Source organism: Gracilibacillus pellucidus (assembly GCF_033949965.1).
Taxonomy (GTDB): Bacteria; Bacillota; Bacilli; order Bacillales; family Amphibacillaceae; genus Gracilibacillus; species Gracilibacillus pellucidus.
In genome coordinates this window covers 351,591-365,923 of sequence record NZ_JAWZSR010000001.1, presented here as the reverse complement: position 1 = coordinate 365,923, position 14,333 = coordinate 351,591, and the positions used below count along the sequence as shown (strand labels likewise).

Here is a 14,333-nt window from a genome sequence, read left to right as displayed (position 1 = left end):
ATACATGAGTCAATTAACTGGTATTGCAGCATCGAATGGGGTAGCAATTGCAAAAGCATATAAACTTGCTATCCCTGACCTTTCTTTTAAAAAAAGCGAGGTTGAAGATACAAAGCATGAAGTAGAGCGTTTAATGAACGCGCTTGACGTTTCTAAATCTGAGTTGGAAAAAATTAAAGAACATGCTCGTGCTTCACTTGGTGATGAGCATGCCGAAATCTTTTCTGCTCACTTACTTGTACTTGGTGACCCTGAGCTTATTAATCCAATTAAGGATAAAATTGAGTCAGAAAAAGTGAATGCTGAATTCGCATTAGATGAAACTGCACAAATGTTTATTCAAATGTTCGAGAGTATGGACAACGAATATATGAGAGAACGCGCGGCTGATATTAAGGATGTTACAAAACGAGTAATGGCACATTTATTACAGGTTTCTTTCCCGAATCCAGCTTTAATAAATGAAGAAGTAATTGTCATTGCAGAAGATTTAACTCCTTCTGATACAGCACAATTGAATAAACAATTTGTACAAGGGTTTACAACCAACATCGGTGGTCGTACTTCTCACTCAGCAATTATGGCACGTTCACTAGAAATTCCAGCAGTTGTAGGTACGAAAGAAGTAACTACACAAGTAAACGAAGGTGATATGGTCATCGTTGACGGTATTGATGGTACAGTTATTATCAATCCAACTGATGAAGAAGTAAGCACTTACCGTGCGAAACAAGAAAGCTTCGAAAAGCAAAAAGCTGAATGGGCAAAACTAAAAGATGAGCCTACTGTCTCTAAAGATGGAGCTCACGCTGAATTAGTAGCCAACATTGGTACACCTGATGATGTAGAAGGTGTTATTAACAATGGTGGTGAAGGTGTTGGACTTTATCGTACTGAGTTCTTATACATGGGTAAAAAAGAACTTCCAACAGAAGATGAACAATTTGATGCTTATAAATCTGTTTTAGAACAGATGGGAGACAAGCCTGTCGTTGTTCGTACATTGGATATCGGTGGCGATAAAGAATTACCATACCTTGAGTTACCAGAAGAAATGAACCCATTCCTTGGATACCGTGCAATTCGTCTTTGTCTAGAACGTGATGATATTTTCCGAACACAGTTACGTGCATTATTACGTGCAAGTGTATACGGTAATTTAAAAATCATGTTCCCAATGATTGCTACATTAGACGAATTCCGTCAAGCGAAGGGTCTATTACTTGAAGAGAAAGATAATTTAACAAAAGAAGGTGTTGAAGTATCTGATAATATCGAAGTTGGTATTATGGTCGAGATTCCTTCAACAGCTGTCATTGCTCGCCAATTCGCAAAAGAAGTTGACTTCTTTAGTATTGGGACAAATGACTTAATCCAATATACATTAGCAGCTGACCGAATGAACGAGCGTGTTAGCTACCTATACCAACCATATCATCCAGCAATCCTTAACCTTGTAAACAATGTTATTGAAGCAGCACACGCTGAAGGTAAATGGGCTGGAATGTGTGGTGAAATGGCCGGCGATTCTATCGCAATTCCAATTCTACTTGGATTAGGTCTTGATGAGTTCAGTATGAGTGCGACATCTATCTTACCAGCTCGTACACAAATTAAAGATCTATCTAAAGAAGAATTAGCTTCATACAAAGATCAACTGTTAAGCATGAACACAGCTGATGAAGTAGAAGCATTCGTTCGCGAGAAAACAAATCAGTAATACTTAAAAACGACTCAGAATCGCTTCTGAGTCGTTTGTTTTAGCTATTATTTTAATGAGAAGTTTACTGTTTTTCCTTTAGAAATATCTTTTGCTTCTCGACCAACCATTGGTCCAAGTTCCACTTCAAAAGCCTTGTCTTTCCAAATCTGTTCGTAATATTCTTTGTCTAATACATAAACTTGTAATAACTCACCTGATTCACCTGATTCTATTAAGGAATTATTTCTATAATCAAGTAACATACCTTCTCCTAATACATAATCCGATCCATCATTTACCGAAAGTTTCGATGACATAGAAGTTAAAGCAATATCTGAATCACTGCTATTGTCGATAAGAAACTTAGTTGTTAAGAGTACCATCCCATTTTCAAAACTTTCAAACCTAGGAGCTTCTTCCTCATTAGGGGTAAATTCAGTGAACTGATAACCATCAAGCGTAATGACAAAGTCACTTACTTCTTCGGTTTCTCCCATATCTTGCACCTCTTCCAGCATAACCTTTTCTCCCATGTTATTAGCAGTTACCCTATCTCGATAAAAGCTTTGGTTTGCCTCAGCTGTTTCCGTTCCTTCGTCACTTAATCCTATTTGGAAACTACTTTCTTCACCAAATGTATCAGTGAACTCCCCTTCTGTAGCATGTGGTGCTGGAACATCTATCATCACAGTACCTTCATCTAACACATCATCCAAAATAGATTCACCGAAAGGATAAGCTACATAACCTGTGATGGATTCACCCGCTTCCACTAAATAATTGTTATCTGGAGACAGATAATACTCTATTAATTCTTCATCCGGCAACAATTGTCTGTATGTATTAAAGTGTTTGTCTGCACCTGTATAAGATAGGTAAAATGTTGGCATATAATAGGCATCTTCATCTGTATCATTTGATACCGTAATTTGCGCTAATAAGACAGCTCCATCTGTTTCATCTCCAAAAGGAATACTGAAATCCATATGAAAATCTGCTAATTCAACTAGTGAATAACCGTTTATGGAAGTCGTAACACCTTCCATTTCATGCTCAGATGATTGCTCACTTTCATACAATACATTAGCTGTACCTTCTGTTTTTTCTTCCATATAAGCAATTAGTTCGGAAAAATTGGATGTAGACGCTGACGTCTCTGTTTCATCTTCATCATTATCTTGATTTTCTTCAGTTGTTGCCTCGACTTCTTCATTGGACTCATCACTGTTCTCTTCTATTTCTGCATCTGTTGTATCATTGTTACAACCAGCCACAAAAATAGCAAATATTACTATTAACAGCATGAATAAACTTTTTCTGAACAATATTGTCATCTCCTTTTTTTGTCATGCTTTTTTATAATATTACAACGCAATGGAATAATCAAGTATAAAAGGAAAATATTGATAATTCTATAAACCTATGACTATTAGCTTATTTTTCGTGATAATACGCATTGTTTCCATTTTTCATCCTTATCCCCTCAGGGCTTTTAGTAACTTATGGTATCTTGAACACCTCATAAATAGGATAATAGTAGGATTCTAAAAATAGATTTTTCTCGATAGAACAAGTATCCAAAGTAATGAAAATTACAAGCATAGCGAAATCGTTAACTGAAATGGCGCAAGCTTTACGAGCAAAAATGTCACCGTTTAAAATGTAGATATTGAAACGAACGAAAAAGACTGCCCAACGTTTTTTGGGGCAATCTTTTTACTTCTATTATGTTCCACAAAATATCTGATAAGGTGCATCTTGCTTTGAAGGTAAAACAGCAGATTCTTCCTGTTCTTGAGAGTAAGTGTATTGTATCCTTTATAACAGCTTATCACAAAATCTTGAATCTTTATCATTCTAACTTCTTGATTGCCTAAGAAAATGGGGATAGCTAACGAAAGATATTACACAACCTACCAAACTAAATCCCAACAAAATCAATAAAGATAAGCCTATATCAATAACATGACCATCATCTTGTAAAATAGTTTGAAACCCTTCCAGCGCCCAATATTGCGGCAGAAACTTCGCTATCAACTGCATGGTATTTGGCATAATTTCTAATGGCATCCATAATCCACCAAGCACTGCCCCTCCTAAAGCAATAACTTGTGTTAGTGCTATACCCATATTTTCCGTTTTCACTAATAACGACATCGCCATCCCCCAACTAGTAGAAAGAAAAGCAAGCATAAAGGATATTACCGTTAACGCAACAGGATCACCTAACGGTAAGTCATAAACAATTACGCCAAATAATAATAATACGACAATTTGAAGGATTACAATGATAAAAAACGGCAACCATTTCCCAATAAGAAAACGTTCTAATGGTAAAGGTGTACTTGCAACTCGTGCAACCATTCCACTATCTCGAGCTTTTAGAAATGTAACCACCATCGAAATCATAATAAAGAAACTGAACATAATAATATAACCGGGTACTATTTGTGTCACTAATTGCTCTGGCTCCATTTCATTCATGCCGGAAAATATCGCAATAAAACCAACAATAAAAATAATTGGTAAGATAAAAGTCCAGAACCAAATCCCTTTATCCTGCAGCTGCTTTTTTAATTCAACTGTAGTAATTGCCCACATCTATCATCCACTCCTATCCATTATCCCTTAATTGGGTACCAGTTAAATAGAAGAAAATATCTTCTAATCTTGTATGACTCAATTCCAATCGCTCCGGATTAATTCCATTTTGCCAAAATTGTTCAACCATTTTTCCCATTGTTAGGAGCGGATCATCACAGTTCACAGTGAATCCATTCTTCTGCTCAATCGTTTCGCCATATACAGATAATTCTTCTTTACTAATTCCATCAGCAGAAATAAAAATAGATGCATTGCGATGTTTATTCAGCACATGCTGCATGGAGCCATGTTCCACTAATTTTCCTTTGTCAATAAAACCAACACTATTGCAGATTTGCTCCACTTCTTCCATATAGTGACTAGAATAGATAACGGTACTTCCCTTCTCTTTTAATTGCTGAATAAGGTTGAAAATAGCATGCCTTGATTGTGGATCAATCCCAACAGTGGGTTCATCTAACACGACTAAAGAAGGTTGATGAAGAATAGCACAACCTATATTCAAGCTACGTTTCATCCCTCCAGAAAACTCTGTTACTTTTTGATTCGCCTTATCAGTTAGTCCAATTTGATCCAACACTGTGTGAATTCGTTTGCGCAAATGTTCACCTGATAAGCCATATAACTTGCCAAAATATATTAGATTCCCCTTAGCCGTTAAAAACTCCTCTAAGCAAATATCTTGGGGTACATATCCGATAAAGTTCTTAACCGCTAGCCGCCTCTGTTTCACAGACTTATTAAATACTTGAATATCCCCGTCAAACTTTTGCAAGATACCTACCAATATTTTTATAAAAGTAGATTTACCAGCACCATTTGGTCCAACTAAACCAAAACAACTTCCTGCATCAATTTGAAACTGTAAGTTATTCAATGCTTGAACAGAACCATAAGATTTACTAACAGATTGCGCATCAATCATCTAAACACCTCCTCCCAAAATAATTTTTATTGATGTTCTCGATCTATACGTTCGTTCATGCTTTTTTCTATGTTCTTATAGCGGAAATATACACTAACCCACACGATCGAATAGAGTATTAAAAATATTGCTAGACCTATGGTCAGTGATAACAGGTTAAAAGGAATCCAGCCTATCACAATGGCTGTTGGAAAAAAAACGATCATAGTCAAAACTAAATGTATTACTGTCTGTTTTAGAACGCTCCATCTTTCTAGCTCAAATATCACGGAGGCAAAGCTATAATAAATTCCCATCAGCATACTACCAGACCAATGCTTCCATATTTCTTTTATCGATGAATCAACGTCTTGAAAAACTAGAAGAGAAAGCACAGCATAGGTTATCAAACTTCCTGCAGCTACACCGAATAATATTCTTTTTAGTCCTTCAACGATCATGAGGTTCCCCTCCTTCCATGATCTGTGCTTTTAGCTCATTAACATATTTCCTACTCACATATTCCTTGCTTCCTGATTTAAAATAAACACACAACGTTCCATTAAACGATAGTTCAAAGTGATCGATTTGATTTATATTACCTACAACAGACTTGGAAAAGCGGATAAATCCTCTATTACTCAGCATTTCTTCAATTTCATATAATTTCATTTTTAACTCCATACAGTTACCGTGACTGGAAGCAAATACTTTCCGATCTCTAGCATAAAAGAAATCAATTTCCTCAGGGTCTAAAACGATCGATCTATCTTCTTGTACTGCCACTATCCGTTTTGGTTGTCTCTTTTTTAACAGTTGAACAAGTTCCTCGACCTCCTTTGTCCACTCTTTCGCATGAATCGTTACTTGACACTCATCATCATTTTCGGGATCAATATCGATTATTACTTTCATAGTTTCACCCCTTATTGTATTATGCTGTACATGACTTCTTTTTTGGGATACTAATTCATTAGTCGCGTTTTTTAAAACATAACATACAATTTTACATGAATAAGATGCTTTTCATTCATTTCAAAAGGTAAGCGCTTAAAAGTCAGGTTTATAGAAAAATACCCAACACGCGGCTAAACTTATGCTTGAGATAGATTAGCGAATGTGTTGGGTTTTTTCCCCGTTCATTTTTGTTCCTGTTCTACACGCTTGTTTTTGGGATGCGCAAATAGAGTCATATGCCAAGACAAATAAGGTGCCCGGTTTCTAGAATTGTGTTGACCTTTAGTTTGGTAATACTGCTAATAAAGGAGGTTTCGATGAGTAAGTTTTTTACAGACGTTTGTACCGTGATATAGATTCAGGAATCAGGTTGTTTTGTTCGATGAGACTCAGATGATACTGACTACTCTCTTTGCGCTTGATCACGCAATCATGTTATCTCATTCGCTTGGAGAGCGGGCTGGACGTTACTTGTTCACTTTGTTTCGATGCCTGTGTTTTGATGACTTTAGTTACAGCATAGCCTCATTTCTCACTCTCTCTAATACATAGAGTATATCAAAGGACGCAGAATAAGGCGATCCAAACCTGAATAAGAAACATAGCGTAACTAATTACTTATTGAGAGATTCATCAGTTTATATTGGCACTCAAGGACATAACTTTTAAAAAAGAGAAAACTATGTCTGTGATAAACGGTCTCATGGACACAACTTTTAAAAATGAGACAGTTATGTCTGTGATAAGCCGTCTCATGGACACAACTTTTAAAAAAGTGAAAGTTATGTCTATGATAAACGGTCTCGTGGACACAACTTTTGAAAAAGTGAAAGTTATGTCTATGATAAACGGTCTCATGGACACAACTTTTGAAAAAGCGAAAGTTATGTCTGTGATAAGCCATCTCATGGACACAACTTTTGAAAAAGCGAAAGTTATGTCTATGATAAACGGTCTCATGGACACAACTTTTGAAAAAGTGAAAGTTATGTCTATGATAAGCCGTCTTTATTGGTCATTTTCACCGTAAAAAAAAACAGCACCCAACTCTTAAAAAGAGGGGTGCTGTAGATTAGGCTAATGCCTTATTTACTTAAGTTATAGAATGCTGTTTTACCAGCGTATTTAGCTGTTGAAACAAGTTCGTCTTCGATACGTAGTAATTGGTTGTATTTCGCAACGCGGTCAGTACGTGAAGGAGCACCTGTTTTAATTTGTCCAGCGTTTGTAGCAACTGCGATATCAGCAATTGTTGCATCTTCTGTTTCACCAGAACGGTGAGAGATTACTGCTGTGTAACCAGCACGTTTAGCCATTTCGATAGCTTCGAAAGTTTCAGTAAGTGTACCAATTTGGTTCACTTTAACAAGGATAGAGTTACCTACACCTTGCTCGATACCTTGTGCAAGACGTTTAGTGTTTGTAACGAATAAGTCATCACCTACTAATTGTACACGATCACCGATGCGATCAGTTAACAATTTGTGACCTTCCCAGTCGTTTTCATCTAAACCATCTTCGATAGAGATGATTGGGTATTTATTGATCATTTCTTCATACCAAGCAACCATTTCTTCAGAATTACGAACAACGCCTTCACCTTTAAGGTTGTATTTACCATCTTCATAGAATTCAGAAGACGCTACGTCCATTGCAAGTTTTACTTCTTCACCTGGTTTGTAACCAGCTGCTTCGATTGCTTCAATGATTGTAGAAAGTGCTTCTTCGTTTGAACCAAGGTTAGGAGCAAATCCACCTTCATCACCAACACCAGTGTTCAAGCCTTTTCCACTTAATACTTTTTTCAAGCTATGGAATACTTCTGCACCCATACGAAGTGCTTCGCGGAATGTTGGAGCACCTACAGGCATGATCATGAATTCTTGGATATCTACGTTGTTATCTGCGTGCTCTCCACCATTTAAGATGTTCATCATTGGTGTTGGAAGAGTCGTTGCATTGAATCCACCTAAGTAGATGTATAATGGTACACCTAAGTAGTCAGCTGCTGCATGTGCTGCTGCCATAGATACACCAAGGATTGCATTGGCACCTAATTTACCTTTGTTTTCTGTACCATCAAGATCTAATAAGATTTGGTCAATTACAACTTGACGAGTAACGTCTACACCGATTAATTCTGGTGCGATTACTTCGTTTACGTTTTCTACTGCTTTTAGTACACCTTTACCAAGGTAACGCTCTTTGTCACCGTCACGTAATTCTACTGCTTCGTGTTCACCTGTTGATGCACCACTTGGAACTAGTGCAGAACCGAAAGCTCCTGACTCTGTGAAAATTTCTACTTCTACTGTTGGGTTACCACGAGAATCTAATACTTCGCGTGCTAATACGTCTGTAATGTAAGGCATAATTGAAACTCTCCTTTTTTATTATTATTTTTGAATAAGGCTATCGCCTGTCATCTCTTTTGGTTTTTCTACATCTAATAAATCTAATAATGTTGGCGCCAAATCAGCTAAGATACCACCATCACGTAACTCTACTCCGTCTTTTGTTACTATAACTGGAACAGGGTTCGTTGTGTGAGCTGTCATCGGATCACCATCTAATGTAACTACTTCATCAGAGTTACCATGGTCAGCTGTAATGATTGCTTGTCCACCTTTTTCAAGGATCTTATCGACTACTTTTCCTAGGCATTCATCGACTGTTTCGATCGCTTTAACAGTTGGTTCAAGCATTCCAGAGTGACCTACCATATCTGGATTAGCAAAGTTCAAGATGACTGCATTAAGCTCATCTTTATCTAACTCTTGAAGCAATGCATCTGTTACTTCATATGCACTCATCTCAGGTTTCAAATCGTATGTCGCGACTTTAGGTGAATCAATTAAGATACGTTTTTCCCCTGGGAATTCTTGCTCACGTCCACCACTCATAAAGAAAGTAACGTGTGGATATTTCTCAGTTTCAGCAATACGTAGTTGTTTAAGGTCGTTCTGCGCTAAAACTTCCCCAACTGTATTATCTAAGTTAACAGGCTCATAAGCAACATAGCCGTCAACTGTTTCACTGAAGTTTGTCATACAAACGAAATGAATGTCTTTCGGTGCTTTTTCACCGCGGTCGAAGTCACGGAAATCATCATTTGCAAATGTACGAGAAATTTGGATAGCACGATCTGGACGGAAGTTATAGAAAATAACAGAATCCTCATCTTCAATCGTTGCTTTCGGTTGACCATTTTCATCTGTAATAACAGATGGAATAACGAATTCATCATAGATTTCATTTTTATATGAATCTTCGACAACTTCGATTGGATCTGTATACTTAGGACCTTCACCGTAAACCATTGCGTCGTATGATTTTTGCACACGATCCCAACGCTTATCACGGTCCATAGAATAATAACGACCAGAAAGTGTTGCGAACTCTCCTACGCCGAATTCTTCCATTTTCTCTAAAGCTTGATTGATGTAAATCTTAGCTGATTTTTGGTCTACGTCACGACCATCAAGGAAAGCATGTACATATACTTTCTTTAATCCTTTATCAGCAGCAAGCTTCAATACAGCATACATATGTTCAATATGACTATGTACACCGCCATCTGATAACAAACCAAATACGTGTAATGCTTTATCATTGTTTTTTGCATGATCAATAGCATCAACTAGCACTTTATTATCGAAGAAGTCACCTTCTTTAATTGATAAGTTAACACGTGTTAAGCTTTGGTAAACAATACGACCAGCACCAATGTTTAAATGACCAACTTCAGAGTTACCCATTTGACCATCAGGAAGACCTACTGATTCTCCTGATGCTGTTAATTGGTTAGTCGGATAATTATTCCAAAAACGCTCGAAATTTGGTGTTTTTGCTTGTTTTACCGCATTTCCTTTTTCTTCATTTCTTATTCCGTAACCATCCAGAATAATCAATGCTGCTAGTTTGTTTTGGCTCATTTTGCACCAGCCTCCACTAACTGTAAGAAAGAATCTGCTTCAAGACTTGCTCCACCTACTAATGCACCATCAATATCAGACTGTGCTAATAATTCATCTACGTTAGCAGGTTTCACACTACCACCATACTGAATACGTACTGCTTCTCCAGCATCAGCAGATACAGCATCTGCTACTACTTTACGAATGTGTGTACATACTTCATTAGCTTGTTCAGAAGTAGCGGTTTTACCAGTACCGATTGCCCAAATTGGCTCATAAGCAATGATCGTTTGATTAACTTGCTCTTCAGAAAGTCCAGCAAGTGCTGCTTTCACTTGAGCTTCTACAACTTCCATTGTTTTTTCTGTTTCACGTTCTTCTAATGTTTCACCTACACAAACAATTGGAATTAAGTTGTGTGCAAACGCTGCGTGAGTTTTTTTGTTAACAGTTTCGTCTGTTTCAGCAAACATTTCACGACGCTCAGAGTGACCAAGTACAACATATGTTACACCGATGTCACTAAGCATACTAGGACTTACTTCCCCAGTGAATGCTCCACTTTCTTCAAAGTGCATGTTTTGTGCAGCAACTTTAAGATCTGTTCCTTTTGTTTTTTCAACTAATGTTGGTAGGTAAGGAAAAGGTGCACAAACGATAGATTCTACTGAATCATGGCTTGGTACTTTTGCTTTTGTATCTTCTACAAATTGAACAGCTTCACCAAGCAGTTTGTTCATTTTCCAGTTTCCTGCAATTACATTTTTACGCATGTTTTTCACCTCTCCTTTAATTACTTGTCTGTTAGAGCACTAACACCTGGCAGTTCTTTACCTTCCATAAATTCTAAGGAAGCACCGCCACCAGTTGAGATGTGGTCCATTTGATCTGCGTAGTCAAATTTCTCAACAGCAGCTGCTGAATCTCCACCACCAATTACAGTATACCCTTCTGTCTTACTTAATGCATCTGCGACAGCTTTTGTACCGTTAGCAAATACTTCTAATTCGAATACACCCATTGGTCCATTCCAAATAACAAGCTGAGAATCTGCTACAACTTGTGCATATTTCTCACGAGTTTTTGGTCCAATATCTAATGCTTCTAAATCGGCTGGAATTGAATCGATATCAACGATTTGTGTGTTGGCATCGTTAGAGAAATCGTCTGCAACTACTACATCAACAGGCATTAAGAAGTTAACACCTTTGTCTTTTGCTTTTTGCATATATTCTTTTGCTAATTCAATTTTATCTTCTTCAAGTAGAGATTTACCAATTTCATGGCCCAATGCTTTAACGAACGTATAAGCAAGTCCACCACCGATAATTAGGTTATCTACTTTGTCTAATAGATTGTCAATTACACCGATTTTATCTTTAACTTTCGCACCACCGATAATCGCTGTGAATGGACGATCTGGATTAGATAATGCTTTACCTAATACTTCAAGCTCTTTTTCTAATAAGAAACCTGCAGCTGAAGGTACGTGTTCCGCGATACCTGCTGTAGAAGCATGTGCACGGTGAGCTGCACCAAATGCATCATTCACAAAATAATCTGCAAGATCTGCAAATGCTTTTGCTAATTCAGGATCATTTTTTGTTTCTCCAGCTTCAAAGCGAACATTTTCAATTAATAAAAGGTCGCCATCTTCTAATCCGCTAACTGCTTCGTTTACTTCATCACCGTAAACTTCGTCTGTTTTTACAACGGATTTATTGCTAAGTTCACTTAAACGTTTTGCAACAGCATCCATACGAAGCTCTTCAACAACTTCTCCATTTGGACGACCTAAGTGACTTGCAAGGATTACTTTTGCACCCTGTTCAGATAAGTATTGGATAGTTGGTAATGCTGCTTTAATACGTGTATCATCAGTGATTTCACCGTTTTCCATTGGTACGTTGAAATCTACACGACAGAATACCTTTTTACCTTTTACATCGATATCTTTGATTGTTTGTTTGTTCATTGGTTTGAACCTCCTTGAAGGACTTTTATTGCTAATAAAGCGTCGTAATAATGCAGTAACATCAGGCAAAAGCGAGAGGAGGATCAATCCCCCTCCCGCTTAAGTGTTACTCTTATAGTCCTTGTTTTTTAAGATATGCAGCTAAATCAACTACACGGCTAGAGTATCCCATTTCGTTATCGTACCAAGATACAACTTTAACCATGTTACCTTCCATTACCATTGTAGAAAGTCCATCAATAGTAGAAGAGTTAGTGTTTCCGATGTAGTCAACAGAAACTAATGGCTCATCAGAATATCCTAAGATACCTTCTAATTTACCTTCAGCAGCTTCTTTTAATGCAGCATTTACTTCTTCAGCAGTTACTTCTTTGTCAAGTTCAGCAACTAAGTCAACTAGTGAACCGTCTGGAGTAGGTACACGCATTGCCATACCATTCAATTTACCTTCTAATTCAGGTAATACTAGAGAAACTGCTTTTGCAGCACCAGTAGTTGTTGGAATGATGTTTTCAGAAGCCGCACGAGCACGACGGTAATCTTTATGTGGTAAATCAAGAATTTGTTGGTCATTAGTGTATGAGTGAATTGTAGTCATCATACCGCGTTTCAAACCAAATTTGTCATTTAAAACTTTAGCATATGGAGCTAAACAGTTTGTTGTACAAGATGCGTTAGAAATTACATGGTGTTTAGCTGGATCATATTGATCTTCGTTAACACCCATTACTACTGTAAGATCTTCACCATTTGCAGGTGCAGAGATGATAACTTTTTTAGCACCAGCTTCGATATGTTTCGCAGCTGCTTCACCTTTAGTGAAGAAACCAGTAGATTCAACTACTACTTCTACACCTAGGTCTCCCCATGGTAAGTTAGCTGGATCACGGTCAGAAATTACTTTAATTTCTTTACCACCTACTACTAATGCATCTCCACTTACAGTAACTTCTTCTTCAAGTTTACCGTGTACAGAGTCATATTTAAGTAGATGTGCAAGCATATTTGCATCAGTTAAGTCGTTAACTGCTACTACTTCTACCTCATCATTTTTTAAAGCTTGACGGAAAACGTTACGACCGATACGGCCAAAACCATTAATACCTACTTTTACTGCCATGCTTAATTCCTCCTTAAAGTATCCTTATAATTTATATTTAAAGGGACGTGCCCTTTAATAACTTGTTTGCCGCCGCTTCATCTGTAATTAGCACATTGCTTTTACCTTGTTTGAAATAAGATTGGATTGCTTCTGCTTTCGACGATCCTCCAGCTACAGCAACAACATACTCAGCATGCTCTAGCTCTTCCAACTGCATACCTACTGTTCTTGCTTTATAAACAACTTCACCTTTTTCATTTAGGTAATAACCAAAAGCCTCACTTACAGCATTACACCTCTTTAATGTATGTAAAACTTGTTCAGAGGCTTTACGACGTTTTGCCATCGTATATGCATCCCCAATACTGTGCAGAACTATCTTCGTATCATGAATCATCTCCAAAATATCCTTAATCGCTGGCTCTTCGATGATGGAATGATACGTTTCTTCACTTAATGGATCCGGTACATACAACATACGATAATTACCATTTGCTTTCTTTGCCATTTGAGCGCAAATAGTATTAGCTTGATTCTCCACTCTTTCCCCTAGTCCACCTCTAGCAGGAAGGAAGGTACAATTCATAGCGTGCTCAATTGGCTTCATCTGATTCGCAACTTCTGCCATCGTCGTTCCACCAGTCACCGCTATCGTTTGATTAGAAGTTAATACGGAATGTAAAAATTTCACACTCGCTTTTCCCAGTTCCTGTTTAACGGAAGCTTGTGAGTCACTATTCCCTGCAACGATAATAACGTGATCTAATTGTAATTTATCCTTGATTTGAGATTCTAACACACGAAATTCAGAAATCTCATTCATGAAGGAGGCTAATTTCTCTACAATTGCTATCCCTTCATCTGTAAGACTCATTCCTTTAGAACTCACGTTAATAAATCCATGCTTGCTTAAAAATTCAATTTCCGTACGAACTTCTCGCTCCTTCAATTGAAGATGTTCAGCTAAGCTACGGCGTCCGATTAGTTGCATCACTTGTATGTAATGAAGTATTTTATATCTTTTTTGCATGATATCTAGTAAATCTGGGTACAATTTTGCTTGAATATCTAATAAATCCTTCAATCGGAAACGCTCCTTCATTTAATAGCGGGGAATATTTGTCCCTCCTAGTCGCTTTCCGTCCCACTCAGAACAAAAAAATAACTTCCTT

General features: G+C 37.4%; 12 protein-coding genes. 1 reads left to right on the top strand and 11 read right to left on the bottom strand.

All coding sequences use genetic code 11. The annotated features are described in order from the left end of the window. Positions 1 to 4: 4 nt before the first annotated feature. Positions 5 to 1,720, top strand: coding sequence for a phosphoenolpyruvate--protein phosphotransferase (gene ptsP, locus SH601_RS01670; RefSeq protein WP_319956486.1), 1,716 nt, complete (start codon positions 5 to 7; stop codon positions 1,718 to 1,720). Positions 1,721 to 1,767: 47 nt separating this feature from the next. Here the strand turns inward: ptsP and SH601_RS01665 are convergent, their stop codons facing one another. The 11 genes from SH601_RS01665 to SH601_RS01615 form a co-directional block, all read right to left on the bottom strand. After that, positions 1,768 to 3,027 carry a DUF5068 domain-containing protein gene (locus SH601_RS01665; protein WP_319956485.1) on the bottom strand — a complete coding sequence of 420 codons (1,260 nt, stop codon included), beginning with the start codon at positions 3,025 to 3,027 and terminating at the stop codon, positions 1,768 to 1,770. Between the two features lie 532 nt (positions 3,028 to 3,559). After that, positions 3,560 to 4,303 (bottom strand): ABC transporter permease, encoded by a 744-nt coding sequence (locus SH601_RS01660; protein ID WP_319956484.1) that lies wholly within the window; start codon positions 4,301 to 4,303, stop codon positions 3,560 to 3,562. Positions 4,304 to 4,316: 13 nt separating this feature from the next. Further along, the gene (locus SH601_RS01655) at positions 4,317 to 5,231 is read right to left on the bottom strand and encodes an ABC transporter ATP-binding protein (RefSeq protein WP_319956483.1); all 915 of its coding nucleotides are present in this window, start codon (positions 5,229 to 5,231) and stop codon (positions 4,317 to 4,319) included. Between the two features lie 26 nt (positions 5,232 to 5,257). Beyond that, on the bottom strand, positions 5,258 to 5,671 hold the full coding sequence (locus SH601_RS01650; RefSeq protein ID WP_319956482.1) for a DUF3021 domain-containing protein: 414 nt from the start codon (positions 5,669 to 5,671) through the stop codon (positions 5,258 to 5,260). Further along, positions 5,661 to 6,125 (bottom strand): LytTR family DNA-binding domain-containing protein, encoded by a 465-nt coding sequence (locus SH601_RS01645; RefSeq protein WP_319956481.1) that lies wholly within the window; start codon positions 6,123 to 6,125, stop codon positions 5,661 to 5,663. The genes SH601_RS01650 and SH601_RS01645 overlap by 11 nt, the downstream gene beginning before the upstream one ends. 1,127 nt (positions 6,126 to 7,252) lie before the next feature. Continuing rightward, the gene (gene eno / locus SH601_RS01640) at positions 7,253 to 8,539 is read right to left on the bottom strand and encodes a phosphopyruvate hydratase (RefSeq protein WP_319956480.1); all 1,287 of its coding nucleotides are present in this window, start codon (positions 8,537 to 8,539) and stop codon (positions 7,253 to 7,255) included. A 24-nt stretch (positions 8,540 to 8,563) separates the two neighbouring features. Then, a complete protein-coding gene (gpmI, locus tag SH601_RS01635) occupies positions 8,564 to 10,102 on the bottom strand; it encodes a 2,3-bisphosphoglycerate-independent phosphoglycerate mutase (protein WP_319956479.1) in 1,539 nt (512 codons plus the stop codon). Continuing rightward, positions 10,099 to 10,857 (bottom strand): triose-phosphate isomerase, encoded by a 759-nt coding sequence (gene tpiA / locus SH601_RS01630; RefSeq protein WP_319956478.1) that lies wholly within the window; start codon positions 10,855 to 10,857, stop codon positions 10,099 to 10,101. Before tpiA ends, gpmI begins: the two co-directional genes overlap by 4 nt. Positions 10,858 to 10,877: 20 nt before the next feature. Beyond that, entirely contained in the window at positions 10,878 to 12,059 is a 1,182-nt protein-coding gene (locus tag SH601_RS01625; protein ID WP_319956477.1) for a phosphoglycerate kinase, read from the bottom strand. 112 nt (positions 12,060 to 12,171) lie between these two features. After that, positions 12,172 to 13,179: a type I glyceraldehyde-3-phosphate dehydrogenase gene (gene gap, locus SH601_RS01620; RefSeq protein ID WP_319956476.1), complete on the bottom strand. Its 1,008-nt coding sequence runs from the start codon at positions 13,177 to 13,179 to the stop codon at positions 12,172 to 12,174. A gap of 37 nt (positions 13,180 to 13,216) precedes the next feature. Continuing rightward, positions 13,217 to 14,245 (bottom strand): sugar-binding transcriptional regulator, encoded by a 1,029-nt coding sequence (locus SH601_RS01615; protein ID WP_319956475.1) that lies wholly within the window; start codon positions 14,243 to 14,245, stop codon positions 13,217 to 13,219. Positions 14,246 to 14,333: the final 88 nt, after the last annotated feature.